This window comes from Bradyrhizobium sp. S3.7.6 (assembly GCF_054061875.1).
The window spans coordinates 664,710-685,784 of sequence record NZ_JBSSEQ010000004.1; the positions used below are offsets into that span (position 1 = coordinate 664,710).

At 62.5% G+C, this 21,075-nt stretch carries 21 protein-coding genes, 1 tRNA gene and 3 pseudogenes; 9 read left to right on the plus strand and 16 right to left on the minus strand.

Annotated elements, in window-relative coordinates; genetic code table 11:
* Nucleotides 1-628: 628 nt before the first annotated feature.
* The 5 genes from ACVJ5M_RS49010 to ACVJ5M_RS49030 all read right to left on the minus strand — a co-directional run bounded on the left by ACVJ5M_RS49010 (nucleotide 629) and on the right by ACVJ5M_RS49030 (nucleotide 4,424).
* A tRNA-Ser gene (locus ACVJ5M_RS49010) sits at nucleotides 629-695 on the minus strand.
* Nucleotides 686-1,756: a relaxase/mobilization nuclease domain-containing protein gene (locus ACVJ5M_RS49015; protein ID WP_354100330.1), complete on the minus strand. Its 1,071-nt coding sequence runs from the start codon at nucleotides 1,754-1,756 to the stop codon at nucleotides 686-688. Before ACVJ5M_RS49015 ends, ACVJ5M_RS49010 begins: the two co-directional genes overlap by 10 nt.
* Nucleotides 1,753-2,271 carry a plasmid mobilization protein gene (locus ACVJ5M_RS49020; protein WP_028152791.1) on the minus strand — a complete coding sequence of 173 codons (519 nt, stop codon included), beginning with the start codon at nucleotides 2,269-2,271 and terminating at the stop codon, nucleotides 1,753-1,755. The genes ACVJ5M_RS49015 and ACVJ5M_RS49020 overlap by 4 nt, the downstream gene beginning before the upstream one ends.
* Before the next feature lie 421 nt (nucleotides 2,272-2,692).
* Entirely contained in the window at nucleotides 2,693-3,673 is a 981-nt protein-coding gene (locus ACVJ5M_RS49025) for a ParB/RepB/Spo0J family partition protein (RefSeq protein ID WP_354100329.1), read from the minus strand.
* Nucleotides 3,663-4,424 (minus strand): ParA family protein, encoded by a 762-nt coding sequence (locus ACVJ5M_RS49030; protein WP_028152789.1) that lies wholly within the window; start codon nucleotides 4,422-4,424, stop codon nucleotides 3,663-3,665. The genes ACVJ5M_RS49025 and ACVJ5M_RS49030 overlap by 11 nt, the downstream gene beginning before the upstream one ends.
* Nucleotides 4,425-4,991: 567 nt before the next feature.
* Here ACVJ5M_RS49030 and ACVJ5M_RS49035 point away from each other — a divergent pair.
* Together ACVJ5M_RS49035 and ACVJ5M_RS49040 are read left to right on the plus strand one after the other, a co-directional pair.
* Nucleotides 4,992-5,277 (plus strand): annotated as a pseudogene (locus ACVJ5M_RS49035) (WGR domain-containing protein).
* A 98-nt stretch (nucleotides 5,278-5,375) separates the two neighbouring features.
* Nucleotides 5,376-5,646: pseudogene (locus ACVJ5M_RS49040) on the plus strand (HU family DNA-binding protein); the annotation flags it as partial.
* Between the two features lie 51 nt (nucleotides 5,647-5,697).
* On the opposite strand, the gene ACVJ5M_RS49045 reads toward ACVJ5M_RS49040, so the two are convergent.
* The 3 genes from ACVJ5M_RS49045 to ACVJ5M_RS49055 form a co-directional block, all read right to left on the minus strand.
* Nucleotides 5,698-5,841 carry a hypothetical protein gene (locus tag ACVJ5M_RS49045; protein WP_171901352.1) on the minus strand — a complete coding sequence of 48 codons (144 nt, stop codon included), beginning with the start codon at nucleotides 5,839-5,841 and terminating at the stop codon, nucleotides 5,698-5,700.
* Nucleotides 5,842-5,903: 62 nt separating this feature from the next.
* Nucleotides 5,904-6,215 (minus strand): DUF736 domain-containing protein, encoded by a 312-nt coding sequence (locus ACVJ5M_RS49050; protein ID WP_028152788.1) that lies wholly within the window; start codon nucleotides 6,213-6,215, stop codon nucleotides 5,904-5,906.
* A 743-nt stretch (nucleotides 6,216-6,958) separates the two neighbouring features.
* Nucleotides 6,959-7,108: a hypothetical protein gene (locus ACVJ5M_RS49055; RefSeq protein WP_171901351.1), complete on the minus strand. Its 150-nt coding sequence runs from the start codon at nucleotides 7,106-7,108 to the stop codon at nucleotides 6,959-6,961.
* Between the two features lie 148 nt (nucleotides 7,109-7,256).
* Here ACVJ5M_RS49055 and ACVJ5M_RS49060 point away from each other — a divergent pair, with 148 nt between their 5' ends.
* On the plus strand, nucleotides 7,257-7,457 hold the full coding sequence (locus ACVJ5M_RS49060) for a hypothetical protein (protein ID WP_038953878.1): 201 nt from the start codon (nucleotides 7,257-7,259) through the stop codon (nucleotides 7,455-7,457).
* Between the two features lie 140 nt (nucleotides 7,458-7,597).
* Here ACVJ5M_RS49060 and ACVJ5M_RS49065 read toward each other — a convergent pair whose 3' ends face one another.
* The 4 genes and pseudogenes from ACVJ5M_RS49065 to repA form a co-directional block, all read right to left on the minus strand.
* The gene (locus tag ACVJ5M_RS49065) at nucleotides 7,598-8,017 is read right to left on the minus strand and encodes a hypothetical protein (protein ID WP_354100328.1); all 420 of its coding nucleotides are present in this window, start codon (nucleotides 8,015-8,017) and stop codon (nucleotides 7,598-7,600) included.
* A gap of 107 nt (nucleotides 8,018-8,124) precedes the next feature.
* Complete coding sequence (repC, locus tag ACVJ5M_RS49070; protein ID WP_354100327.1) at nucleotides 8,125-9,357, minus strand: plasmid replication protein RepC; 1,233 nt, start codon at nucleotides 9,355-9,357, stop codon at nucleotides 8,125-8,127.
* Nucleotides 9,358-9,554: 197 nt separating this feature from the next.
* Nucleotides 9,555-10,574, minus strand: a complete 1,020-nt coding sequence (gene repB, locus ACVJ5M_RS49075; RefSeq protein ID WP_354098422.1) for a plasmid partitioning protein RepB — start codon at nucleotides 10,572-10,574, stop codon at nucleotides 9,555-9,557.
* Nucleotides 10,571-11,786 (minus strand): annotated as a pseudogene (gene repA, locus ACVJ5M_RS49080) (plasmid partitioning protein RepA). Before repA ends, repB begins: the two are co-directional and overlap by 4 nt.
* Nucleotides 11,787-13,571: 1,785 nt before the next feature.
* On the opposite strand from repA, the gene ACVJ5M_RS49085 reads away from it, so the two are divergent.
* The 3 genes from ACVJ5M_RS49085 (at nucleotide 13,572) to ACVJ5M_RS49095 (ending at nucleotide 15,585) form a co-directional block, all read left to right on the plus strand.
* Nucleotides 13,572-13,817, plus strand: a complete 246-nt coding sequence (locus tag ACVJ5M_RS49085; RefSeq protein ID WP_354100326.1) for a type II toxin-antitoxin system VapB family antitoxin — start codon at nucleotides 13,572-13,574, stop codon at nucleotides 13,815-13,817.
* Nucleotides 13,817-14,212, plus strand: a complete 396-nt coding sequence (locus ACVJ5M_RS49090; protein ID WP_085398419.1) for a type II toxin-antitoxin system VapC family toxin — start codon at nucleotides 13,817-13,819, stop codon at nucleotides 14,210-14,212. Before ACVJ5M_RS49085 ends, ACVJ5M_RS49090 begins: the two co-directional genes overlap by 1 nt.
* 233 nt (nucleotides 14,213-14,445) lie before the next feature.
* Entirely contained in the window at nucleotides 14,446-15,585 is a 1,140-nt protein-coding gene (locus ACVJ5M_RS49095) for an RHE_PE00001 family protein (RefSeq protein WP_162479014.1), read from the plus strand.
* 6 nt (nucleotides 15,586-15,591) lie between these two features.
* On the opposite strand, the gene ACVJ5M_RS49100 is transcribed toward ACVJ5M_RS49095, so the two are convergent.
* Nucleotides 15,592-15,870 carry a DNA -binding domain-containing protein gene (locus ACVJ5M_RS49100; RefSeq protein WP_354100325.1) on the minus strand — a complete coding sequence of 93 codons (279 nt, stop codon included), beginning with the start codon at nucleotides 15,868-15,870 and terminating at the stop codon, nucleotides 15,592-15,594.
* Between the two features lie 243 nt (nucleotides 15,871-16,113).
* On the opposite strand from ACVJ5M_RS49100, the gene ACVJ5M_RS49105 reads away from it, so the two are divergent.
* Nucleotides 16,114-16,851, plus strand: a complete 738-nt coding sequence (locus ACVJ5M_RS49105; RefSeq protein ID WP_085398417.1) for a type IV toxin-antitoxin system AbiEi family antitoxin domain-containing protein — start codon at nucleotides 16,114-16,116, stop codon at nucleotides 16,849-16,851.
* Nucleotides 16,848-17,762 (plus strand): nucleotidyl transferase AbiEii/AbiGii toxin family protein, encoded by a 915-nt coding sequence (locus ACVJ5M_RS49110; protein WP_354100324.1) that lies wholly within the window; start codon nucleotides 16,848-16,850, stop codon nucleotides 17,760-17,762. The genes ACVJ5M_RS49105 and ACVJ5M_RS49110 overlap by 4 nt, the downstream gene beginning before the upstream one ends.
* A 203-nt stretch (nucleotides 17,763-17,965) precedes the next feature.
* Here ACVJ5M_RS49110 and ACVJ5M_RS49115 read toward each other — a convergent pair whose 3' ends face one another.
* Both ACVJ5M_RS49115 and ACVJ5M_RS49120 read right to left on the minus strand, forming a co-directional pair.
* Nucleotides 17,966-18,283: a DUF736 domain-containing protein gene (locus tag ACVJ5M_RS49115; protein ID WP_354100323.1), complete on the minus strand. Its 318-nt coding sequence runs from the start codon at nucleotides 18,281-18,283 to the stop codon at nucleotides 17,966-17,968.
* Between the two features lie 653 nt (nucleotides 18,284-18,936).
* Nucleotides 18,937-19,863 (minus strand): ArdC family protein, encoded by a 927-nt coding sequence (locus ACVJ5M_RS49120; protein ID WP_085398416.1) that lies wholly within the window; start codon nucleotides 19,861-19,863, stop codon nucleotides 18,937-18,939.
* 82 nt (nucleotides 19,864-19,945) lie between these two features.
* Between ACVJ5M_RS49120 and ACVJ5M_RS49125 the strand changes: the two genes are divergently transcribed.
* Nucleotides 19,946-20,167 carry a hypothetical protein gene (locus tag ACVJ5M_RS49125; RefSeq protein WP_144030572.1) on the plus strand — a complete coding sequence of 74 codons (222 nt, stop codon included), beginning with the start codon at nucleotides 19,946-19,948 and terminating at the stop codon, nucleotides 20,165-20,167.
* Between the two features lie 35 nt (nucleotides 20,168-20,202).
* Here the strand turns inward: ACVJ5M_RS49125 and ACVJ5M_RS49130 are convergent, their stop codons facing one another.
* Entirely contained in the window at nucleotides 20,203-20,790 is a 588-nt protein-coding gene (locus ACVJ5M_RS49130) for a hypothetical protein (RefSeq protein WP_028152775.1), read from the minus strand.
* Nucleotides 20,791-21,075 lie beyond the last annotated feature (285 nt).

Below are 21,075 nucleotides of genomic sequence, written 5' to 3' on the forward strand. Positions count from 1 at the left end.
AAGTTGCATGTTTTCCTCCGCCCTTCGCAATCCCGTAAACTCGGGATGCAGCAAGGATTCGTCCGTTCACCGCGGCGCGCGGGCACGACGAAAAGCGACGTGGGCGAAGCGTGACGTTTCTCTAGACAATTTACGGACCCTTATGGCTCGTACGGCCGGCGACCGCGTGCGGTCTGCCAACCCATCGAGCGCGAATAGACATCAGGACATGACTGAAGCTCGCGGCCGGGCGTCGGCCGGACGCGTCCCGACTCCCCCTTGCTGGAACTTGGGGAGCGAACAGCACGGTCCGCCAATTTCAAGTCGAACAATTCGCTCGGATGTGGCAAAAAGGGGCGGAGAGTGCTCCACCACAGTGCTCCACCACAGAAAGCCGACGGTTCGATAAGCGCCTGATTTTGAAGACTTCTGCGCTGCTAAAAATCAGTGGCGGAGAGGGAGGGATTCGAACCCCCGTTAACCCGCCACACTTTCGCAAATCGCAGCCCGCACGCCGGCTCTCCGCGCCCGATGTTGATCGTTCACGGCGAGAATTGATCCGCGACCGTTGAGGATGTATCAATGAGACATCCCTCGCCTCGAAACATCGGTCGGCCAAGTCTGGAAAATCAAAGGGTTACGCTGGAATTGGTAGCGGGAGAGGGACTCGAGCCCCCGACCCCAGGATTATGATTCCTGCGCTCGCCTATCTCGTCCTTTCATCGCCTCGCGTATCGTCGCGCCGGTCTGCAACGACGCCCTGCTCTGCGCCCACGCTCCGGATTTTCGCAAGCTCCGACAGCTCGCTTTTCAACGTATGCCGGCGGGTTTCGACTGCGGGCATATCCTTGACGAATTGCCGAACCTGGCGAGCCAACTCGCGATCTGCTGCCGCTCCAGAACGCTGCAGCTCCGCGGCATAGTCTAGATATCGCCGCCGAATGGCGTCCTGACGTGATTCAATCTTTTCCTCCCAGGGATGTTTGGCGGTTCTGCCGCCCCTCACCTCCGAAAGCACCTCCTTACGGGCGAGCCGATCGACATCGGGCGTGATCTTTCGCTTGCGTAAACCAAGCACCGCTCCGCGATCGGCCTTTCGAACCCGTCCGCGGGTTCGCCTCGGCGTTGCCTCCGCCGCGATCCCGCGCAGCCGGAGCTCGCCGGCAAACCGTTCTCGCCAGGCCTGAAGATCCGCTTTGCGGGGGCTGAGGCGTTTGCCGTCATGGCCCAAAGACCGAACGGTCAAGTGCACGTGGGGATGCTTGTCATCGAGGTGCTGGACGAAGACGTAGTCGTGGTTGTCCCCGAACGTCTCGATGGCAAATGCCCGAGCTGAATCCTTAACCGCAATGGCATCGGTACCAGCCGGCATCGATAGAATGATGTTGATCGAAAGCAATCCATCACGGCGGCGCTCGTCGAGGCCGGCATCATCCTCCCAGCGTTGCTGCAGATCTTTCAATCCGGAACGACCCGCCAGCGTCGCGCCCTGCTCAGTTTCCGCATCGAGCTCGCCGTTTCGCGTGATGTAGGCCAGGTGCGATTTGAGATGCGCCACGTCCTTGGTACGACCGGTGATCTTGACCATCACCTCGGGCGCTCGGCGCACGATGCGTTCGAGCTTTGCACGCATCGCCGGCGTAAGACGGCCTGGAGCGGCCGGATCGGGGATATCCCACTCGGCCCGCCGTGGGCGCCGATTGGGCGTTTCCCAAACATACGAGATCGGCGGAAGTTCGGAGTCCAGGTCGGCTGGCCGCAGCGAGCGACGGCTCATCGCGGTCCATCCCAATAATCCGCGTTGCCGTGCAGCGCACTACGCAATTGCGCGAGCTCTCTTTCGATGACCAATTTGGCTTCTTGAATTACCGACAAATCGGGCTCAACCGCCCTGCCCTGTAGCACACTGGTGTTTGCGGCCCGCGCGATCTGGTTGATGTTTCCGCCGATCCGATTGAGCTCGCGAACGATCGCGCGAAGCGCGTCATGCTCGTGCGGGGAATGCTGCACCGGCGACCCCAATCGCGAGCGCACCAGCGCGACGATCCAGCCGGTTCGGGTCATGCCGCGCTGATGTGAGACCTCCGCCAGCTGCCGCATCTCGCTCTCGCGAAATCGCACCGTCACCTTTTCCGGCCGTCCGACCGGCAACGCCAAGATGCGCGGCGCTGGTGCAGCTAGTGCATCAGCAATGAGACGCCGCAGCAGCGCAGACTTACCGCCCTGGGTAGCTGCAAAAGCTGAGAATTCTGCAGCGACTTCGTCGGAGACACGAAGCGAGATCAGAGCCATGCACTCCAATCCCAATCGCGATGTAATACATCGCTGGCGCGAAGCCTATCCTGCACTAGAAAGTGCGAATCCTTCCCCCTCCATGTTGGTTCAAACCAACGGGATCGGCAGTCAAATCTCGGGGGGTGCTGGACGTGAGATCCAACACGGTCGCCGATCGATGCGGAGAATTCCTCCGGGAATGACGAAGCCGTCGCCCCTAATCCTTGTTCTCCACGAAACCCGCGCGTCCAGATCGGCAACATTGGCATCGAGCATGTGGACCGCGGCTTTCCAGCAGCCTCCGGCCTCTCTACGGCGCTGTGGAAGGCGCGTTCGGCCTCCGGCTGCTGCGCTAACGCGCCATCCTTCGGATGGGAAATCCGCTCCGCCGGCGCACCAACTGTAGCAGCGTTTCTGCGGAGGCTGTTCAAGACAAGCTTCATGCGAACAGTATCTCTTCGATTGTAACCGTCGATGCCGGAACCTCTTCCGCCTCTTCTGTACCATCGATCAGCAGCACGGCATGGCGTGAGCCTCGAGACGCGAGTCGATCGATCAGAAGACAGCCCATGCGATCTTGGTGACGCACTCTGATCGTCAGCGATGGGCTCATTCGCGCATTCCGATCGGCCAAGGAGTTGAGAGGTTTCTCCGCGATCGCGGTTACACCGTCTCTCTCGCTGGGTCGCAATGCCACTGGCGATGCGATCGGGCTTCGTCCGGCTTGAGCTCCAGGCGGCCCTTCGCCATCAGCAGGGGAGCCGCGGACTTCGCTGCGAATTTTGCGAGCCAGCTGACGGGCGTGGGCGTCGGTGAAACTCTCCTGTGCTGCGCATAAAGTCTTGACGGCGTGGGGCTGCTCACGCCAAGCCTGATAGAGTTCGTACACAGCACGGATTGATGAGCCGGCAAGCTTCGACTGGAGGAACTCCGGCATGCTCTGGACCGACGCGTAGCGAGATACCCAGTCCCTCGGCTTGCCGAGCTTGCGCGAGATGTCGGATTGGTTGTCACCCTGCTCCAAGCGGTCCGCGACGAACGCTGCAATTTCGGGAGCATCGAGATCGTCGCGCTGAATATTCTCGATCATCTGAACATAACGATCCGCAGAACCAACGGCATGAATGAAAGCCGGGATGTCCCGGAGCCCGGCGCGCTTAGCAGCACGATACCGCCTCGCACCCACGACGATCACATACCGGCCTTCCTCGGTCGCTTGGCGCAGCACGATCGGTTGCAGCACGCCATGCTGACGGACTGATTCCGCGAGCTCCTCGAGTTTCTGTTCGTCGAAACTGCGACGAGGCTGGTCCGGATCTTCGTCAATACGATCGATGGCGATGCAAGTCGGTTGTCCGATTGTGGCGGCACCATCTTCCGCGGCATCGATGAGCTGCTTAAAGCTGAGATCAAGCGCCATGTGCCGGCTCGTCCATTTGCGCGACGATCTTGGCGAGAACCTCGCGGATTTCCCGACCAGCCTCCTGGGCAGAGCGGCGCTTCAGCTTCCAGACCGGCAGGCGTTCGGCAACGGCCTCGGCGTAGCCGTCCCTTGCAACGATCTGACCCGGGAACACATATTTGCCCGCCTCGCGCAACAGTTGCTCAAGATGGCTCCTTTGACGGGGCGATTTCGTATTGAAGTTCGAAGGCAGCAACCCGAGGAACTTGGTATCCTGGCGGCCGTAGCGCCTCTGCACGCCGATCACGGTCTGCATCAGACCTTTGACGCCCTTGATCGAATAGTCCTCCAGATAGATGGGAGCCAGCACATGCGACGCCGCCACCAAACAGCCGACACTGCGCAGTCCAAGTGATGGCGGCGTATCGATGACGCAGGCATCGAACTGATCCGACGCGATAGCGAGGTTCTCTTGCAGAGTCGTTATGGCGGCCGCACTGCTGCGATCGAGATCGGTCAGCGAGCTATCGGCCGGCGCGAGCGTTAGGGACTTGTCTTCCCGAGGTACGACACGTATCCCCGGCTTGAACAGATCCGCGGCTAACGTTGAACCGGCGTAGTGCCTCAACGTATCCGACGCATTGCTTTGCGCATCAACGTCGATCACGAGGACGCGGAGATCCGCTTCCGCCATGAACCAAGCCAGATGCACGGCAAGCGTCGTCTTGCCGACCCCGCCCTTTTGATTGTTGATGACAATGGTCTTCATCTTAAGGTCCGAAATGGATCTAACAGTGCGGGAGCCATGTCCTTGTCCATCATGTCCTGGGGGATGTTGGTTTGAACCAACAGACGATTGCGAATCCGGTCACCGGAACGATCCCGGAATTCGTACAGCGAATCCCCTGCCACAAGAGTCAGGTCAGCCCATAGCCATGGAGGGAAATTCTGGCGAAGTGAGCCGGCAATCGTGCTCGTTGCTGAGCGGTCCGCGACCGGTCGCGAGAGGATCGTCACGCGAAGGCGCGGAGACCGCTTGTGGGCTCCGGGAGCGTCGCCGCGGCGGCGCGAGTAGAGCCGTCCCCGAAGGGGCTCGCCCAAGCAGGCAAGGCTGTAAGAGCCGCAGGAACTTTGAATTAGAGCCGATCTCTTTCGGGCGGCTGTTCTGATCAAGACTGGCGCAATTGCAAGCCAGGAATTGCGACGCGCGTCCGATGGCGAAGTCTCCATCGAGGAGAGATTCAATCCGACAAATAAGACGGGGGTGCGGCATTCTCCGGCCCGATGGACCTATTGATAAAGTGAATCGATCTGCCCGGTCGATTCATAAAACTCATTGGACGGCGCTTCCCTCCGAAGCGAGAATCTGTCCGTGCCGAAACCCGAACCAGAACCGCTTCATCTGCGCCGCATCGAAGCCGCGCACAATATGCGGCGGTTCTATGCGCTATCCACCCAGCCCACCTTATTCGGAGATCCGCAATTGGGGCCGCATCGGCACGAGTGGCAAAACCATGGTGCAGACCTTCGATAGTAGTGCGGAGGCGATCGAAGCATTCGTACGGCTGGAGCGTGCGAAGCGGAGGCGCGGTTACGCTGTCATGGACGAAAAACCGCCTTAGGCTGACATTCTTTCGAGGATTACGGCTCTGCCTGTGATGGCGGCGCTATCTGGTCCACGGCCTTGACGAGCAAGATTGAAAGAAGACGGAGCTCGTCCATGACGACTGCCAATGAGATCGCCGAAAAAAATTGCACCGAGAACGACCTGACAAAGGCTCAGGCGAAAACCATCGTCGATAGCGTTTGCAACGCGGGCACTGATGCGGCGTGAGCGGAGCCGAGCGAGCCTTCCCGGGTTCGGCAAGTTCAAGGCCAAGGACAGCCCCGCTCGTGAGGGGCGCAATCCATCGACCGTCGCAACGATTGCAATCGCAGCTTCCAGGAAGCTGCCTTTGCGAAGGCCAAAGCCCATCAAAGATGGTCTGAACGCAGGAGCGGACCGTAATGAAGGTGCATCGCAAGATGCAAGAGGACGGGGCTTATGCCCGCTCCTCGGCTGCGAGCGCTTTGTTGCGTTGGCGGATGAGTTCGGCCAATTCGACTTCGAGCGCCATGCGCTCCGCCGGCGTGAACAGGCATTCGCGCAGCTCGGCGCGCAATTCTTCAATGGTGTCGACGATCATGATCGCATCTCCGGTAGAAGGGAGCGGGCCCCGCCTTGCGGCGGAGCCGATTTCCTGGAGCTTCAGTCCCGGTTCGGCCGAGACCAGATCAGTTGCAGGCCTTCCGCACCTTCGACTTCGATCAGGGTGGCGTAGATCGGAGCCGGGAAGCTCGGATCGTCCAGCTTGACGGAGAGGTAGTCGCGCTCGGTGTCCTTGGCGGTCTTCTGCCAGGCGGCGCCCAACTCGACGTTGCCGGAGTAGATGCGGAAGTGCGGTCCCTTGTCGGAAGGGGTGTCGACGCGGATCAGCTTGGCCTTGACGTTGAGGTTGAGCGTCTTGATCGCGCCGGAGAAGCCATTGCCCGTGGACGTGAAGGTGCCGATGGTAGCCATTGTCTCATTCCCTTGGTTTTCTCGGGCCGCGCCGATCGCGACCTCGATGGCGGTCGTGAGACCGGAGGCGATCGACCTGCACCCAAAGGGCCGAAATGAAATGGAGGGCGGCCGGCAGCGACTTTCTTGGACCGCGAGGAATGGTGCGCAGCGCCAGGTGAAGAAAGTCGAGGACGGACGTTGCAGGGACAAGATCGAGAGCCCGCGAAGCGGGATCGGCCTTCGGTCAGACCAGCCTCTATCGAGGATGCTGATGGGTGCGCCCGTCGCTAAACCACATGGAATGAAGACAGGCGGCCCCGATCCGTTCGGCCATTCGGATCTCAGGCAATGGGCGCGGCAAGCAAAATGCAGCTCACCTTAATAGGTCACCTGGACGGCGCGCATCACCCGCAATGGAGATCGTCACCGTCAGCATTTCGGCGTAGCCGTCGAAGTTGCCAGCGCAAGATCGATAACGAGGCTGGCAACGTACTCGCCATGTGGATGCAACCCGCCCACCGCATCCATGCGACCGAGCGCCCCGCGAGGCGTAAAACAGATGCTACCGTCGCTTGGCATGCCGGCCTCCGAGTCCGGGACGATTCCGCCGGCACGCGCGATGGAACGAAGCTGGGCGTTCGGGTTGCCACTCCACATCGTCGGAGAGGGTTGTGAGCGCAATCGGCCTCTGCAGCAATCCGGCTGCCGGGCTCGATTCAACCCGAACGTTATTTGGCCGGCGGTCGCAGCGGGCTTTCCGACTACTTCCGGGCGAGGGGATCGCGCAGCGGATCGTCCTCGCAGACCACGCAGACGTAGCGCGGCCCGCCGGGCGCGAGGTCGTCGGGCACGGCCGTCATCGGCTTACCGCACTTCGGGCCCAGCTTCCGGCTGAGGTAGAGCGGAGTCATGATTTTTGCCTGCCGGGACCAGCTTAGTTCCCCGTGCGCCGCGAGCACAAGTAAATCGCCGAAAATTGTCCGCATGCACCAGGCCGCTTGACGCGGAGTGCGTCTCACGTTGAAATCCGATTTTCAGTGATGTTGCGGGGGTTGCGTCGTGGAAGAATTTTATAGAGGCTTCGCACAGCGGGCGCGCGATCTGGCGGAGTACGCGGACCCGTTCACCAAGCGGCGGCTACTCGACCTGGCCCAGCGATACGATCTCAAGAGCAAACCGGGAGCCCCGGGCGCTCGGACTCTCCCGCCGCCGCGCGCGACGCCACCGACGGTGCTGTTTTCCGGCTCCGGCGAAGCTTAAGACTAATCGGAGCCAGGCCCGGTCGTCGGTTTTCTTGTTTTCATCGACCGGTCCGGGTATCGGCCGCGCGCGGTCGCGGTGCTCGCGTTAGTACAAGCTGACCCTACAGCACTGAACCGCGCTGACTGCGGCGCGAGGAGTCAGCGCCTGCGCCGCGCGATCTCGTCAGCGACCATGTCCTGCGCCCGCACCAGCCGCTCATGCAGGGTCTCGAACATATCGAGGATGTCATCATTGGGTTCATTCTTGCCCTGCTCGATGGCTTCGGCGACGAGCTCATCGAGGGGCGTCTCCTTCAATTGATCTTTCTCCAGAAGATCCTCAAAAACGCTATCGCTGGTCGGCTGCGATTGGATGCGTCCGTCGGAATTGCACCAGACGGTGAAAGTCTGTTGCCCCAGAACGGCGTGCTCGACCATCTCCGCATCCAACGGAATCAGCGTCCCCCAGGCCTCGCCCGCCTCGTCCGCGAACCCTGCCACGTACATCCGTTGCTCCGCGGCGCCTTCATCGCCAGGCTGGAAAAATGGCGCGAGCGTGATTGGAGGGTGTTTTGCCATGACGAATCTCTCCGAACGGCCTTGCATCGACACAGCGCAGAAGCCGGGTCAGTGGGGGTGTTTCGATCACACGAAGAGGCAAAGTCTGGGAACGGCGCCTCATCGCCTCACGCCCTCTGCTTGTCTCGCCGGCGAGAATTGATCTGCGCCATCAGGATTGGACCAAGCGAAAATTCGCCGACCTCGGCTTTTCGCGTTAGACCGCGCAGATAACCGCCAGCGGAATTGATCGCCGTCCCGCGCTGCAGGATACACGCGACGACGATGGCTGCAGGCACCTCGCCCATAACCTTTTGCGCCTCCTCCCAGGCGCTCGGACTGATCCCCAGCATCGATCGTACAACGGCCGCTGTGGCCAGGAAATCGCGCCAGTTCGAAAGCCCGCCCTTCGCATAGTCGACGATGTCCGGGCATGCACTCAGGACCATTCCCAACGGATACGTCCCCTCCCCGACTCGCGATGGTTGAGGCCTTGGCTCAGCTCCCGCCGCCCTGCCTTCTCGGAGGCTAGGTTCAAGGTCAATGAGGGTATCTGGATTTGAATTCTGTATGTGGTGCTCAGAATGGGACTCATTGGCGCTCGGATTCTTGGATTTGACATGTGTTTCCAGAAGATTGAGTACGTCGTCGGCGAGCTGAGACAACTCGTCGGCGATCGGCTCGAGCTCCTGGCGCGTCGCGGTGCGCGGAATCTGATCGACGATCGCGCGGAAGGCAGCGTGCACGACCTGCCAATCGGCAGGCCCCTGCCCTCCCCTTCGCGTCGGGACGGCTTCCTCCATGCCAGTTGCAATCATCTTCGCGATGTCGCGCCGGCACAGTGTAATCCGCTCACGCACGAGCTTGAGTGCGCGGGCCTCGGCTTCGATATCGGCCGCCAGGCTCTCGAACTCTTCCGAGCGCACGACGAGCGGTGACAGATCGAAGCCGAACGCGAGCTCGATTTCGCCAGCATCGTCCTTCCGCGCATATCGCTTGCCATTTGGACTGTCGCGCCGAACGATTAGCCCCGCGTCGACCAGCACAGCGAGGTGGCGTCGCAGCGTCGATGCCGGCATGCCGTGCGCTCGCCGCGCGAGCTGATGGTTCGAGGGGAAGACGATCAGGTCATCCTCTCCTGTCAGCGCGGTCTCGGGATGGAAGGTTAGGAGTGCGTTTAGCACCGAGAGCGCGCGCTCCGACACCCCAAGGCGCGGCCGTGCCGTGCAGATGGCGTGGAAGATCTTCCATTTGTGCACGATCTTTTCGGGAGGACGTTCCGTTGCGACCATCTGGCTTGCCACATGGGCAAGCGTCAGCGATCGCCGCCCAAAGGGCGTCGTTGGAGAGTGTGACTGCATGTCTTTGCCTCAGTTGGGCAAAGAAAATCCGCTCGCCGAAACGACGATAAAATCGCGTAGAAACTCTTGACTGCGATTCGCGAAAGTGATTCTCTGTCAGTCGCCAAACTTGAAGAGAAGGGCTTCCGGAACTCCGTTTCGGGGGCCTTTTTCTTTTGCCTTGTCTGCTCCTGGTTCGTGTTTACGGGACGAGACCGTCAGGCCTCGGTACTTTCCTGACCACTGCTCTTCTTGGAAAAGGCGTCGAACAGGGCCGGGAGTTGGTCCACAAGAAATGCCGCGAATGTCGTCGAGACATTCTTGTCGATGGTAAGCTTCAATTCGCGCTCGGCCTGACGCACGTGCGCAATCTTTTCCCCGGACACGGAAAAGACCGGCTTCTCGTCCGGCTCTTTCGAGGGCTCCCCGCGAGATGGACGGGTTGCCGCGGAGAATGCTGCAAGAAATCGTGCGTCGGTTTCGCGCTCTGCAAATTTAGGTTCGGCGATCGCCGCTCTGACCCGTTTGAGCGCCGCGGAATCCTTGATCAATTCAGCGAATGACTGCCAACGGCCGCGGCCAACTTTCGGAGCTTTCCCGATCGCTTGAATGACCTCGGCAGGAACCGATCGAGCCACGGCAAGAAGTTTCGAGACCTCCGCCCGATCGACCGACAACGCATCCTGCACGACTGAGCGGCTATGCCCGGCATCCTCGATATGCATCGCGAAGCTGGCGCGCTCAATGAAACTCAAATCTTCGCGCGGTGCGTTCTCGAGTCCTTGCGCCACGACAAGCGCTTCATCTGACAACGATCGCAGAATCGCTTTGACGGAAATACCTAGTTCGCGCGTGGCGCGGACGCGGCGATGACCATAGGCGCTCTGATAGCGCCCTTTCGCTTCAGGATGCTCCCGAACGAGAATGGGCACCTCTTGGCCACGCTGTGCGATCGACTGTTTGAGCGCTTCGAACGAGCTATCATCCTGATCGCGAAAACGGTCGGCCAGCGGTGACGGATCGACGAGCGAGGGGTCGATTTCAAGTATCACCGCCCCGGATGCAATTCGTTCGCGAAGTTCCTCGTTCTCTTTCTCCACTTCGGAGAAAGAGTCTTTCAACGAGCGAACCGAGCCCGACGAGACCCGCGGCAAGGCAGCGGGCATGTTGTCAGCTGACAACGCACTTGATTGCGGGGCCGTGAAAAGGCTCTTGATCGTGTCAGTACGTTTGCTCATCGACCCCACACCTTCTTAAGAAGTTGCGCGATTTCGGCATTGACCGCGTCGACCGATTCTAATGCCCGGTCGTAGGCGCCCCGCCCTACGGCGCCGCGCTCCAGCTCATAAAGTGATTGCTTGGTGAGACCAGCATTGGCGATCGCGGTCGATTTCCACACAGTCGCCTGGAGCACATCTGAACCAAAGAGGGTGCGGAGGAGAGCCACGATTTGACGCTTCAGGCACGTCATTGGGATCGTGACGCGTGATGACGTACCGGATGAAATCGTGATCGAGGCGCCCGCCAGCTTCTTCGATGACGGACATGAGATCCGACGTCATGAGAAGAAATTGGCTCATGGATGCGACATCGACCATCTGCGGATGGATGGTCACGAGCATAGCGGTCGCCGCGTTTAGCGCGCCCATGGTCAGGTAACCAAGTTGGGGTGGGCAGTCGATAACAACGACGTCGTATTCGTCTGCAACCTGGTCGATGGCACTGGCGACGCGGCGAAAGAACAGGTCGTGTCCGCGTTCTCGCCGCTCGACCATTGCTCGAGGCGTAGTGTGCTCAAACTCCATAAGCTCGAGATTGCCTGGAACGAGCCCTATCCCGTCAAAATAGGTCGGCCGGACAATCTCGCGCAGTGGCCGGCGATGTTCGTCATATCGGATGGCCCCGTACAGGGTTTCGTTCGCCCCAATGTCAAACTCGGGTTGGTACCCGAACATTGCTGAAAGCGAAGCTTGCGGATCGAGGTCAATCGCGAGGACCCGAAAGCCGGCAAGGGCGAGGTATTGCGACAGATACAATGCCGTCGTCGTCTTGGCGGAGCCGCCTTTGAAGTTTGCGACGGTGATGATTTGGAGCTTGTCGCCTGGGCGCCGGCGCGGAAGGAATTCCATTGCTTCGCGCGGCCGCGCAGTGGCTAGATACTCGCGCAACTCATGAATCTGACCCAGAGTGTAAGACCGTCGCCCCCCGGTTCCTGTCGCTGGCGTCGGTCCAAGTCCGTCAAGAGAGAGCTGCCGAAGGTACCCATCGGACACGCCCGCAATTCGCGCAACCTCTCCAGAGGTGAACGACCGGAGCGACTTGCTCGCCGAAGGCGGGAAAAGAGTTGTCGCGAGCGAGCGAAGCTGGCCGGAAAGAATGCCCGCGTGCCGAGTGATCCGCGCAGACGCAGTCTCGCTGATGGTAGCCGAATCTTCCGCTAAGATCGCCATTTGCCTTCTCAAGACGGTTTCTGCTCGTCAGACGCCTAGTCTCCGTCTTGAGAGATGGCCACGATTCTGTGATTTGAGCAAGAATTAAAGGGTTAACGAGTTATTAACGCTCGATGACGTGCCAAACGGCGCGCAGGCTTTTTTTTGGTGCACCGCCCTGTTGTTGTCAGCTGACAACAACGGCTCGGCGCGAATGGGATGAGCCTCGACTATGGCGTGAGTCGGCTCGCCTTCACGAGTCGCCAGAGCGTCATTTTGTAGCTCGCCAACCGCTGCGCTGAACGGTGCTGCCACGGCTGGAGTCCGGGCGACGGGACACGCCCCGGCTTGTAGCCTCCGTTCAGTGCTCTGATCTCAGGTCATGTAGGGCAAATTCTAGAAAATCGCGCCGCCATGTAGCGACGGCTCCTGCCCGCCATTGCCCAACGTCTGGCGCCGCGGTCCCGCGAGAAGCACCCTCCCCGCCTCGTTCACGACAACTGCCTCAGACGCCCGCGCTGAATGGCAAGACACCGTAAAGCGACGATGTCGTCTCGCTTGGATCGGCGGCGCGCCGGACCTTCCCGGGTGTTGATCGGGGGCTGGCGCGTCACTTCGCTGCGCCGCCGCTCGCCCCAAAAAGGGCAAGCAGAAGAACCGCACTGTCGCAGGGGGTCCACCGGGGCCGGACGAACAGGTCGCAAGCAACCGAGCAGACACATCCCAGGTCATCCGCGCTGGCCCTTCTCTTGCACTTCCGTGTGGCCACACCGACGGATCGCGAGGCGCGACATCGACCTCAGGGCTCGGCGCTGCAACGGAGACCCTCCTGCCCTTTTCAACGATGCAGGAGTGCCGCAGCGCGTCGATCATCGCTTCATCCCGGGCGATGCGATCCGACGAAGGAACGGCAACGGGCCGCCACCTCGTCCGGGATGCCGTGGTGCGGATCCAATCTTGAGCGGGGAGCTCGACGCCGGGCCTTCAGATCCATTCGCGGGAACGCTCGCCGAGATCGCCCGGGTTCCAGATAGGGACGGTTTTCCTCGAAAGTCCGCATCGTATCGCCAGGCAGGAACCTCCTGTTGACTCGTTTCGACCGGGGCAACAATGGACCGCGTGAGGGGCTAAGCAGGCGAACGCATCAGGACCTTTGGGCGAGGTCCAGGCCGAGCTCGCGGTTGAAGGCGCCGTTTAACGGGAGGTTGACCGAAGGCGTCCGGCGTGGGGGTGCTCCTTTGGCGAGGCGGCAAGGCCGCCGAATGAATACGATCTCTCGATGGTGCGTGCTGGCGCGGATATCGAGCTGCGTGGCTCTCGAACGAAGCCGATCTGCCCCATGGACGCCGTTGGATCATGGCAGACAGCAGCGACCGGCCTGGGCGATTGTTGTCAGCTGACAACAGGGCCCTACCAAGGATGGATGTTGTCAGCTGACAACAATTTGGGACCTGCGGTCGTCAGTCGCTTCAATTCGCCAAGGCGTGTCGCACCAGTCGAGTCACGATCGGTATCCCATCGGTAGTCGACGTCGATCCGCGCCCGCAGAATTCAAAGCGAGGAAGGAGCGGGCGGGGGTGGGATGGTCGTTATTGTCCCGACGGCCAGATGATCTGCGAGGACAGCCCTGAGGGAAGCAGCATCCGGAGAGGGAGAGGGCAGGTGTTCATAGACAACTAACCATAAAAGTTGCCCTCACACGTCACGAAGGCCGCACGTCTTCGGGGCGCAAAGAGGCCGGCCCTTCCCATTGGGGTATCCGTGATGATATACAGGTATACACGATGCGGTCTAGAGGAGCGCGCCATGGCCTTCCACATCAAGAACCCTGAGACCGACGCGCTCGCTCGCAAGGTGGCCTCGCTAAAAAAACTCGGCCTCACCGAAGCAGTGCACGTGGCGCTCGCCCATGAGCTCCAGCGCGAGCAGGGCAAGCCGTCTTTGGTCGACCTTGGCGTCCAGTTCTGCCGGGATCTACGCGCGAGGGGCGACGCCGCCAAGGGACAGCCCGCCGATAAGGCGTTCCGCGACAGTTTGTATGAGGACACCTGATGTTCATCGACGCTTCGGCTTTGACCGCGCTCCTCACCGACGAGGAGGAGGCACGAGAGCTTTTGGCTCGCCTGCAGCAGACCGGAACGCGTCTGACGTCACCGTTGGCGGTATGGGAGGCGGCGGTCGCGGTCGCGCGCGTGCTGGATCTTTCGGTCAGCGCCGCCGCCGAAGCGGTCGATGAGTATTTGGCGCTGATGGAGATCGCCGTAGTCGCGGTGCCGGCTGAAACGGCAAGGCTCGCTCTCGACGCCTTCGACCGATTCGGCAAGGGCCGGCATCCGGCGAGCCTCAATTTCGGGGACTGTTTTGCCTACGCTTGCGCCCGGCATCTGGGGCAGCCCTTGATGTTCAAGGGCGGTGACTTTCCGCAAACCGATATCGAAGCCGCCTAAGCGACCCGGCTGGGGCGGCCGCGGCGCGCGGAAAGAAGGGGGCTTGTCCGGACCAGGGCAGGGAGTTTACCGGGCAGCGGCCCTCGGATCGCTGATGCGCTTTAACGGCCTGCTCAATCGATAAGCAGTGATTATTGACAGCGAGCGCCACGGGGAACCAGCCTGTCGCTATGACCGAAGTTATTCCCGTGATAGCTTCCGTTTGAACGATTCTTGTTAGGGTTATCAAGACCTTGCAAAACGGTTACTCAATTCCCGATCCACTGCCTTGGGCTCAGCTAGCCGGCCCACTCGCCATCGCCGAGGACGCGCTTGCCCGGCTCGACGAACGCCTGGCTAAGAGCCCGATCCGCGACGGCTGGATTGCGCGCACACATTATACTGACGCCTGCGCCAGTCTGTGGCTGGAAGGCGAATTGGTCCATCTCGAAGATCTGGTTCTCCACGACGCCGGCATGGACATCCGCGCCCCGACCCACGAACTCACCCGCGCCCACGCCGTGCTACGGACCCGGCGCCGCATCGCCGACGCGAAGCCGGATTGGGCGCCATCGCCGGCGGGGCTCGACAGCCTGCGCGGCCGCACCGGGCAGGGCGAGTGGGAGGAGGGCAGGGGCATCCGAAAGGAAGGGGAGCGAAGCTTCGTCGGCGGCTACGATAGCGGAGACGCTGATCTCGACACGTCGCTTGGCGGCATCGAGTCCGACCCGCACCTAGCCGCCGCCTTCGCCGCGGTCGACGCCGCGAATGCCAAGGCGGAGCGGACACTCGCCGGCGGGAGTCGCACCCAGTCCGAGCGGGACCCGGTGGTCTACGACCCCGACTGGGACGAGGACGCGCGTCTCGACGACTGGCGCGCCGTGGTCGAGCAGACCCGCATATTGCCGCCGACGCTCGCGGCCGCGCTTGCGACTGAGGCTTGGGACGCCATCGCCCCGCTGCAGCACACGCCCTGGCTCGGCCGGCTGCTGGCAGCCAGCGTGTTGCGCGCGCGGGCCAAGACCCGCTGGCATCTGCCCTGCCTGCATGACGGGTTGAAGGCCATCCCCCGCGAACGCCGGCGGCCGCGCGACGCGGCGGCGCGACTCGCCGTGCAACTCGAGGCCATCACCGCTGCCGCGGCGGCCGGTCTCAAGGACCACGACCGCTGGCTTAACCAGCGAACCCTGCTCGCCCGAAAACTCGCCGGCCGTCGCGCCACGTCAAAACTGCCGGCGCTGCTCGACTATATGCTGACCCGGCCGATCGCCTCGGCCGGTATGATCGCGAAGGAGCTTAAGATCACGCCGCGCGCCGCTCAGGACCTGGTCGGCGAGCTTGACCTGCGGGAGGTGACCGGCAGGGGACGATATCGGGCTTGGGGGATTCTGTAGGCGCCCTCAGTGCGGTGCCCCGCCCCGCAGCAGATCCCGGTAGCCATGCTCGGTGATCCAGCGGGCACGGGCGAGATGGGTTTCCCACGCCCGGCGCGCCCGATCCGGCTCGCGCGCGACGTCAATATGCAGCACGGTCCGCGCGACCTCTTTCCAGTCGGAGCCATCGGCTGCGGCATCGAGCAGACGGAGATAGGTGACCAGGTGCTGCTCGTCATAGTCGGTCAGAATCGGCGCGGTCGGCGCGGCATCGGCGACATTAGGATCGGAAGGTGACTTCTGCACGGGGTGTATTCGCCGGCAAGGGTTGTCAGCAGAGAGTAGGCGCGTTCGTGCACCGGTGAGTAGACCCGAATTGCGCACCACGTGGTGCCTGGCGGGTATCGCCGAGCACAGCGCAACCGCAGCTGACGAGTTCCTGGCCGATCTTGGGGTCTTCTTAGCTTAATCCGGGTTATCGTAGCCTGACTACGACTTCGACTTCTAATTCAAGCTTGCAGAAGTTGATATTATTCTTATTATCGTAGCATGGCTACGACCCAAAGAAACAAGCTAAGCAGACTCTACACCCGCTTGGCGCCGGGAGCGCCGCTGACCTCCGGTGACCTCGCCGCCCTCGGGATATCGGCTGACCTTGCCGTCCACTATGTCCGTGCCGGCTGGTTGCAACGGTTGGCACGCGGCGTCTATTGCCGGCCAAACGATCCGCCCACTTTGCACCCGAGCCTCGTCCTGCTGCAGCGGAGCTTCGAAGGATTGCATGTCGGCGGCAAGTCGGCCTTCGACTGGCACGGCATCCGCCAGTACGTCTCCCAGCGGCCCGTCCTCCATCTATACGGCTGGAAAGCCGGACGCCTTCCGGAGTGGTTCACCCAGCGCTTCCCGGCCGAGTACCACCGCAAGCGACTCTTCAAGGAAGAACCCGGCGCGCTGCTTCATGTCCGGCCCTTCGAGAGCCGCAAGGGCGGCCCGCTCGTCTCGGCGCCGGAACGCGCATTGCTGGAGGTGCTGAGCGAAGTCGGCGTCCGGCAGCCGCTGCAAGAAGCGCGCGAGCTGGTCGAAAGCACTTACAGCCTGCGTGCCGATCTGCTGCGAGACCTGCTCAAGCGCTGCACCAGCGTCAAGACCGTGCGCCTGTGCCTGCAGCTTGGCCGCGAACTCTCTCAGCCCTGGGCCGGCAAGCTCGATCCGTCTCAACTGCCCAAGGGCAGCGACCGGGCCTGGGTGTCCCGCTCCGCTGATGGGCTCCTGGTGCTGAAGCCATGAACCAGGTCTACCTCGACAGCGCGCGGTTGCTGACGCGCGTGGCGCCGCTGGTGCTCGTCGACGATACGTTCGCACTCAAGGGCGGCACGGCGATCAACCTGTTCGTGCGCGACATGCCGCGGCTCTCGGTCGATCTCGATCTGGTGTTTCCCGACCACACACTGCCGCGCGAGCAGGCTCTGCGGCGCATCAACGAGGCCATCCGTCAGTCGGCCGCGCGCCTGCAGAAGCAGGACTTTCTGACCCATGCGCCGGCCGCGACGGAATCCGGCGAGACCAAGCTGATGGTGCGGCGAGGGGGCATTGAGGTCAAGATCGAGGTCAACTTCGTCATGCGCGGCACCGTCCATCCGGTGCACATGGCGTCGCTGACAGAGGCCGCGCGCGACACGCTGCAGGCGGATCTCGAAATCCCGGTGGTGTCGTTCGAAGACGTATATGGCGGCAAACTGGTTGCGGCGATGGACCGGCAGCATCCCCGCGATCTGTTCGATGTCACGCAGCTTTTTGTGCACGAGGGAATCACGGCGGGCATTCGCCGCGCTTTCGTCGTCTATCTCGCGAGCCATAACCGGCCGGTGCACGAGGTTCTGTTTCCATCGCTGCGGGATCTCCGCCAGGAGTTCGAACACAATTTCGCGGGCATGACCACCGAGCCCGTTGAACTCGACGCGCTCTTGGCAGCGCGCGAGCGAATGATGCGCGAACTGCAGCAAGGTCTGAACGCCGATGAGCGCCGCTTCCTGCTGTCGCTGGTCGCCGCAGAGCCTGAATGGTCGCTACTGGGCGTGCCGCACTTGGAGCAGCTTCCCGGCGTGCGATGGAAGCTGCAAAACCTGGAAAGGCTTCGGAAGACCAACGCCCGAAAATTCGCCGAGCAATCGAATGCGCTGGCCCGGCTATTTGGATGAGCGTAGGTGGGCCGTCGCCACGCGCCGCAGGTGATGCGGTGTGACTGCCGACGAGGCCCTTCCGGCCTCCCCATCAGCTATCCATGAAGGGATAGGCGGCACGATGAGGCAGCGCTTGTCGACTTTACGCGCGCGTTCAAAATCGTTTCTCACCGCCTACGGGTGAAGGCCCCGCCTCGCGGCGGGGCCACCTGCGCGGCGTCTCAGTCGCGACTCGGGCGAGACCAGATGAGCGAGTGGCCTTCCTCGCCGTCGACCTCGACCAGCGTCGCGTAGATCGGAGCCGGGAAGCTCGGGTCGTCCAGCTTGACCAAGTGGTACTCGCGGCCCGTGTCCTGGGACTTCTTCTTCCACATGGCGCCGAACTCGATGTTCGCGCCCGCGAAGATGCGGTAGTCCGGGGCCTTGTCTGAAGTGCGTTCGGCCGGAACGATCTTGGTCTTGACGGTGCCTAGAGCGAGGGTCTTGACGGTGCCGACGAAGCCGTTGCCGTTGACGGTGAAGTTGCCGATGGTAGCCATGTTCGTGTCCTCTTTCGTTCTCGGGCCGCGACCATCGCGACCTCGATGGCTGTCGTTGACCGGAGGCGATCGGACCGCACCCGAAGGGCCGCCACGCAGTAGAGGGCGGCCAGGGGGAGGCTTTCTTGTCTCGCGAGGAATGGACGCGCAGCGACCAGGGGAAGAAAGCCGAGACGGCCGTTGCGGTCTTTTGATCGAGGCGGAGCGCAGCGACGACGGCCTTCGGTTAGACATGCCAAATCGAGGACGCATTGGGCGCGACAGGCCGAACGACGAGGATACGGCTGAGCGACAGGCAAGCCACACCGCACGACGACGGGCGCATCGGTGAAAGGCACTCGCGCGCGTCGCGTAAGCTTTCCGCCAGTCCAGCGGACGCAATAACAATCCCGGACTGTCGTATCGTGATGACACCAGCCTTCTGCGGCTTCGGAAAGACGCTCGCCCAGAAACAGACGGGCATCTCGGAAGCCAGAAGAACCCGCCCGGCGCATCTCGCCTATGCCGTCGGGATGGGAAGCGCCGCCTCTCCAGTCGCCGGCACAGGCATGACGCCGCACAAAAGAGCGGCCCCCGCCGTGAGATGAGGCCTTCGTCATTGTCTAGAAAGGTGAACGATGAGCGCAAGCGGCCGAGACACGGATCGTTGCGCCTCATGCCGCTTGGTCGATCTCGGCCGGCTCGGGCTGAAGACCGTGCAGGTAAGTCACCGCGCGTTGCGCGTGGGCGGCCGCGCTGAAGATAAAACGCCTGTCGTTGGCCAGCACCTCCAACCATGATGCAAGGTAACTCGCATGATCGGCACGCGGCTCGAGTTCGGGCACGATACCAAGGTCCGCGCTGAGGAAGCACGCGCCAAGTTCCGCAACCAGCTCTTCACGGGCGCGCTCGCTGCGATCCTTTGCGTAGCGGCTGAGATCGCGATTGACGCGATGCGCTGGCGCAGTCCAATGCACGCATTCATGCGCGAGCGTGGCGGCATAGCTCTCGGCGTCACGAAAACTTTCGAACAGCGGCATCTGGATGATGTCGAGCGATGGTGCGAAGAAAGCCTTGTCACCGCCATGCCGGATGGTCGCGCCGGTGTTGGCGAAGAAGGCGTCCACATGCGCGATGCGCTGCGCCGGCGCGATGGTCGGCGCCGGGCGCCCGTAATAGTGATCCGGCAGGTCGTCGATCTGATCGACGCAAAACACGGTATAGGCGCGCAGGAACGGAACGGTCCGTTCGACGTCGTCGCCATGCTCGTCGGTCTCGGTCTTGGTGATCTTGTTGGCGTAGACCACCATCGTTCCGCTCTCGCCCTTGCGGATATGGCCGCCGAGCTCGAGTGATTGCTTGAACGTCATCCAGATCGATGACGTGAAGCCGCGCGCGACCGCTTCCGACCACAGCAGCACGACGTTAATGCCCTGGTAGGGCATGCCGTTGTGACGCAGCGGGCGCGTGATGCGCCCAGCCGCGTTGGCCGCATTCCACGGCTTGACCCACGGACGCACACCGCGCTCAAGGTCTGCGACGATGCGATCGGTGATGCGCGCATAGATGTCGGCGCGGGGTTTGGTTTCCTTACCAGTCATAATCCTAACCTCCGTTGGAGGCCGCGCCCGTCGCGGCCCGTCACGGCGGTCCGCTGCGAAGGCCTGCGGGGTCGCGCATCCGGTGACGCTGATGGTCGGGGTGAGGGGAGAGACGCCGGACCGGAACGCAGTGGAGGACGGCAAAGCCGTTGCGCTGCCGCGCCGGCCGGAGCATCGACTGAAAGCCGGTACGGGCCGCGACGTGCGCTCGATCCCGGGTCATTTCTCTTTGCTCGTTTGCGCCGTCGCGATGTGCGACATGAAAAAGGCCGGCCCGCAGGGACCGGCCGATATCCGATCGTGAAAGAGAATGGCGGGGCCGAAGCCCCGCCGGCGGCGTCACCCGAACGCCGCCATCTGAACCTCGGCCGCCTTGCGGCTGACGGTTTCGGCCGGCTGGTCGGGCTGGCGCTCGAACGGCTTCCAGCTCTCGCCGACGACGTGCTCGTAGGCTGCGGCGGCGCCTTCGGCCGCCATGCGCAGTGCGTGTGCCTGAACGGCGACCTCGGCGGCGAATTCGCGCTTGCGCTGGGCCGCGGATTCGAACCCGACAGGTCCGTCGAGGTCCTCGTCGCGCGTGTCGTTGGCGAGCTTTGCCGTCGCCTCGCGCGCTTCGGTGACGGCGCGGCTGTAGAACTGCCCGGCGCCGTGGGCTGAGCCGACATAGGAGCCGACGATTCGCTGCAGGTGGATCTGCATGGCGCGTTCGTTGAGGCCTTCGCCGAGCGCGTCGGCGGTCTCGCTGATGAGCCGCTGATGCAGGTCGCAGATGGCGTCACCGTCGAGGACGGGGAGGCCGAAGCTCTCGGCGATGCGGGTGGCCTGGGCTGCGTCCGGGCAAACGAGCCGGACCATTTCGATGGTGGTGCCGCGGCGAAGCGGGATGACGCGGGCGTTGGTGCGGGGCGCGCGAGCGGTCTTGGTCATGGTGAAGTCCTTTTCTGGGTTTCGCCGTCGGGTTCGGTCCGGCCCCTGCCGGCTCTCCCTTCGCGTGCGGTCGCCCAGCGCCGCCGGGATGAGGCCGCTTCAAGGCCCGGGGACCGCCAGGCGAGCGAGGTTCGGTTGCGGACAAGCGGGGCCACGCTACTGGGCCCTGCGCCGAACGCGGCCGGGCCTTGTCGAGATCGGCGGTCTCCGGTCGCTTGCGACTTGGCCTTGAAGCGGACCGCCGGGGGCGCAGACCGCAGCAAACCCGAGGGGAGAGGCGACAGG

Bases quoted from the DNA above. Each gene is read 5' to 3' on its own strand.
- ACVJ5M_RS49015 (WP_354100330.1), bottom strand. From the start codon at position 1,756: ATGAGCCGTCGCTCGCTGCGGCCAGCCGACCTGGACTCCGAACTTCCG.
- ACVJ5M_RS49020 (WP_028152791.1), bottom strand. From the start codon at position 2,271: ATGGCTCTGATCTCGCTTCGTGTCTCCGACGAAGTCGCTGCAGAATTC.
- ACVJ5M_RS49025 (WP_354100329.1), bottom strand. From the start codon at position 3,673: ATGGCGCTTGATCTCAGCTTTAAGCAGCTCATCGATGCCGCGGAAGAT.
- ACVJ5M_RS49030 (WP_028152789.1), bottom strand. From the start codon at position 4,424: ATGAAGACCATTGTCATCAACAATCAAAAGGGCGGGGTCGGCAAGACG.
- ACVJ5M_RS49045 (WP_171901352.1), bottom strand. From the start codon at position 5,841: ATGATCGTCGACACCATTGAAGAATTGCGCGCCGAGCTGCGCGAATGC.
- ACVJ5M_RS49050 (WP_028152788.1), bottom strand. From the start codon at position 6,215: ATGGCTACCATCGGCACCTTCACGTCCACGGGCAATGGCTTCTCCGGC.
- ACVJ5M_RS49055 (WP_171901351.1), bottom strand. From the start codon at position 7,108: ATGACTCCGCTCTACCTCAGCCGGAAGCTGGGCCCGAAGTGCGGTAAG.
- ACVJ5M_RS49065 (WP_354100328.1), bottom strand. From the start codon at position 8,017: ATGGCAAAACACCCTCCAATCACGCTCGCGCCATTTTTCCAGCCTGGC.
- repC (WP_354100327.1), bottom strand. From the start codon at position 9,357: ATGCAGTCACACTCTCCAACGACGCCCTTTGGGCGGCGATCGCTGACG.
- repB (WP_354098422.1), bottom strand. From the start codon at position 10,574: ATGAGCAAACGTACTGACACGATCAAGAGCCTTTTCACGGCCCCGCAA.
- ACVJ5M_RS49085 (WP_354100326.1), top strand. From the start codon at position 13,572: ATGGCCTTCCACATCAAGAACCCTGAGACCGACGCGCTCGCTCGCAAG.
- ACVJ5M_RS49090 (WP_085398419.1), top strand. From the start codon at position 13,817: ATGTTCATCGACGCTTCGGCTTTGACCGCGCTCCTCACCGACGAGGAG.
- ACVJ5M_RS49105 (WP_085398417.1), top strand. From the start codon at position 16,114: ATGGCTACGACCCAAAGAAACAAGCTAAGCAGACTCTACACCCGCTTG.
- ACVJ5M_RS49110 (WP_354100324.1), top strand. From the start codon at position 16,848: ATGAACCAGGTCTACCTCGACAGCGCGCGGTTGCTGACGCGCGTGGCG.
- ACVJ5M_RS49115 (WP_354100323.1), bottom strand. From the start codon at position 18,283: ATGGCTACCATCGGCAACTTCACCGTCAACGGCAACGGCTTCGTCGGC.
- ACVJ5M_RS49120 (WP_085398416.1), bottom strand. From the start codon at position 19,863: ATGACTGGTAAGGAAACCAAACCCCGCGCCGACATCTATGCGCGCATC.
- ACVJ5M_RS49130 (WP_028152775.1), bottom strand. From the start codon at position 20,790: ATGACCAAGACCGCTCGCGCGCCCCGCACCAACGCCCGCGTCATCCCG.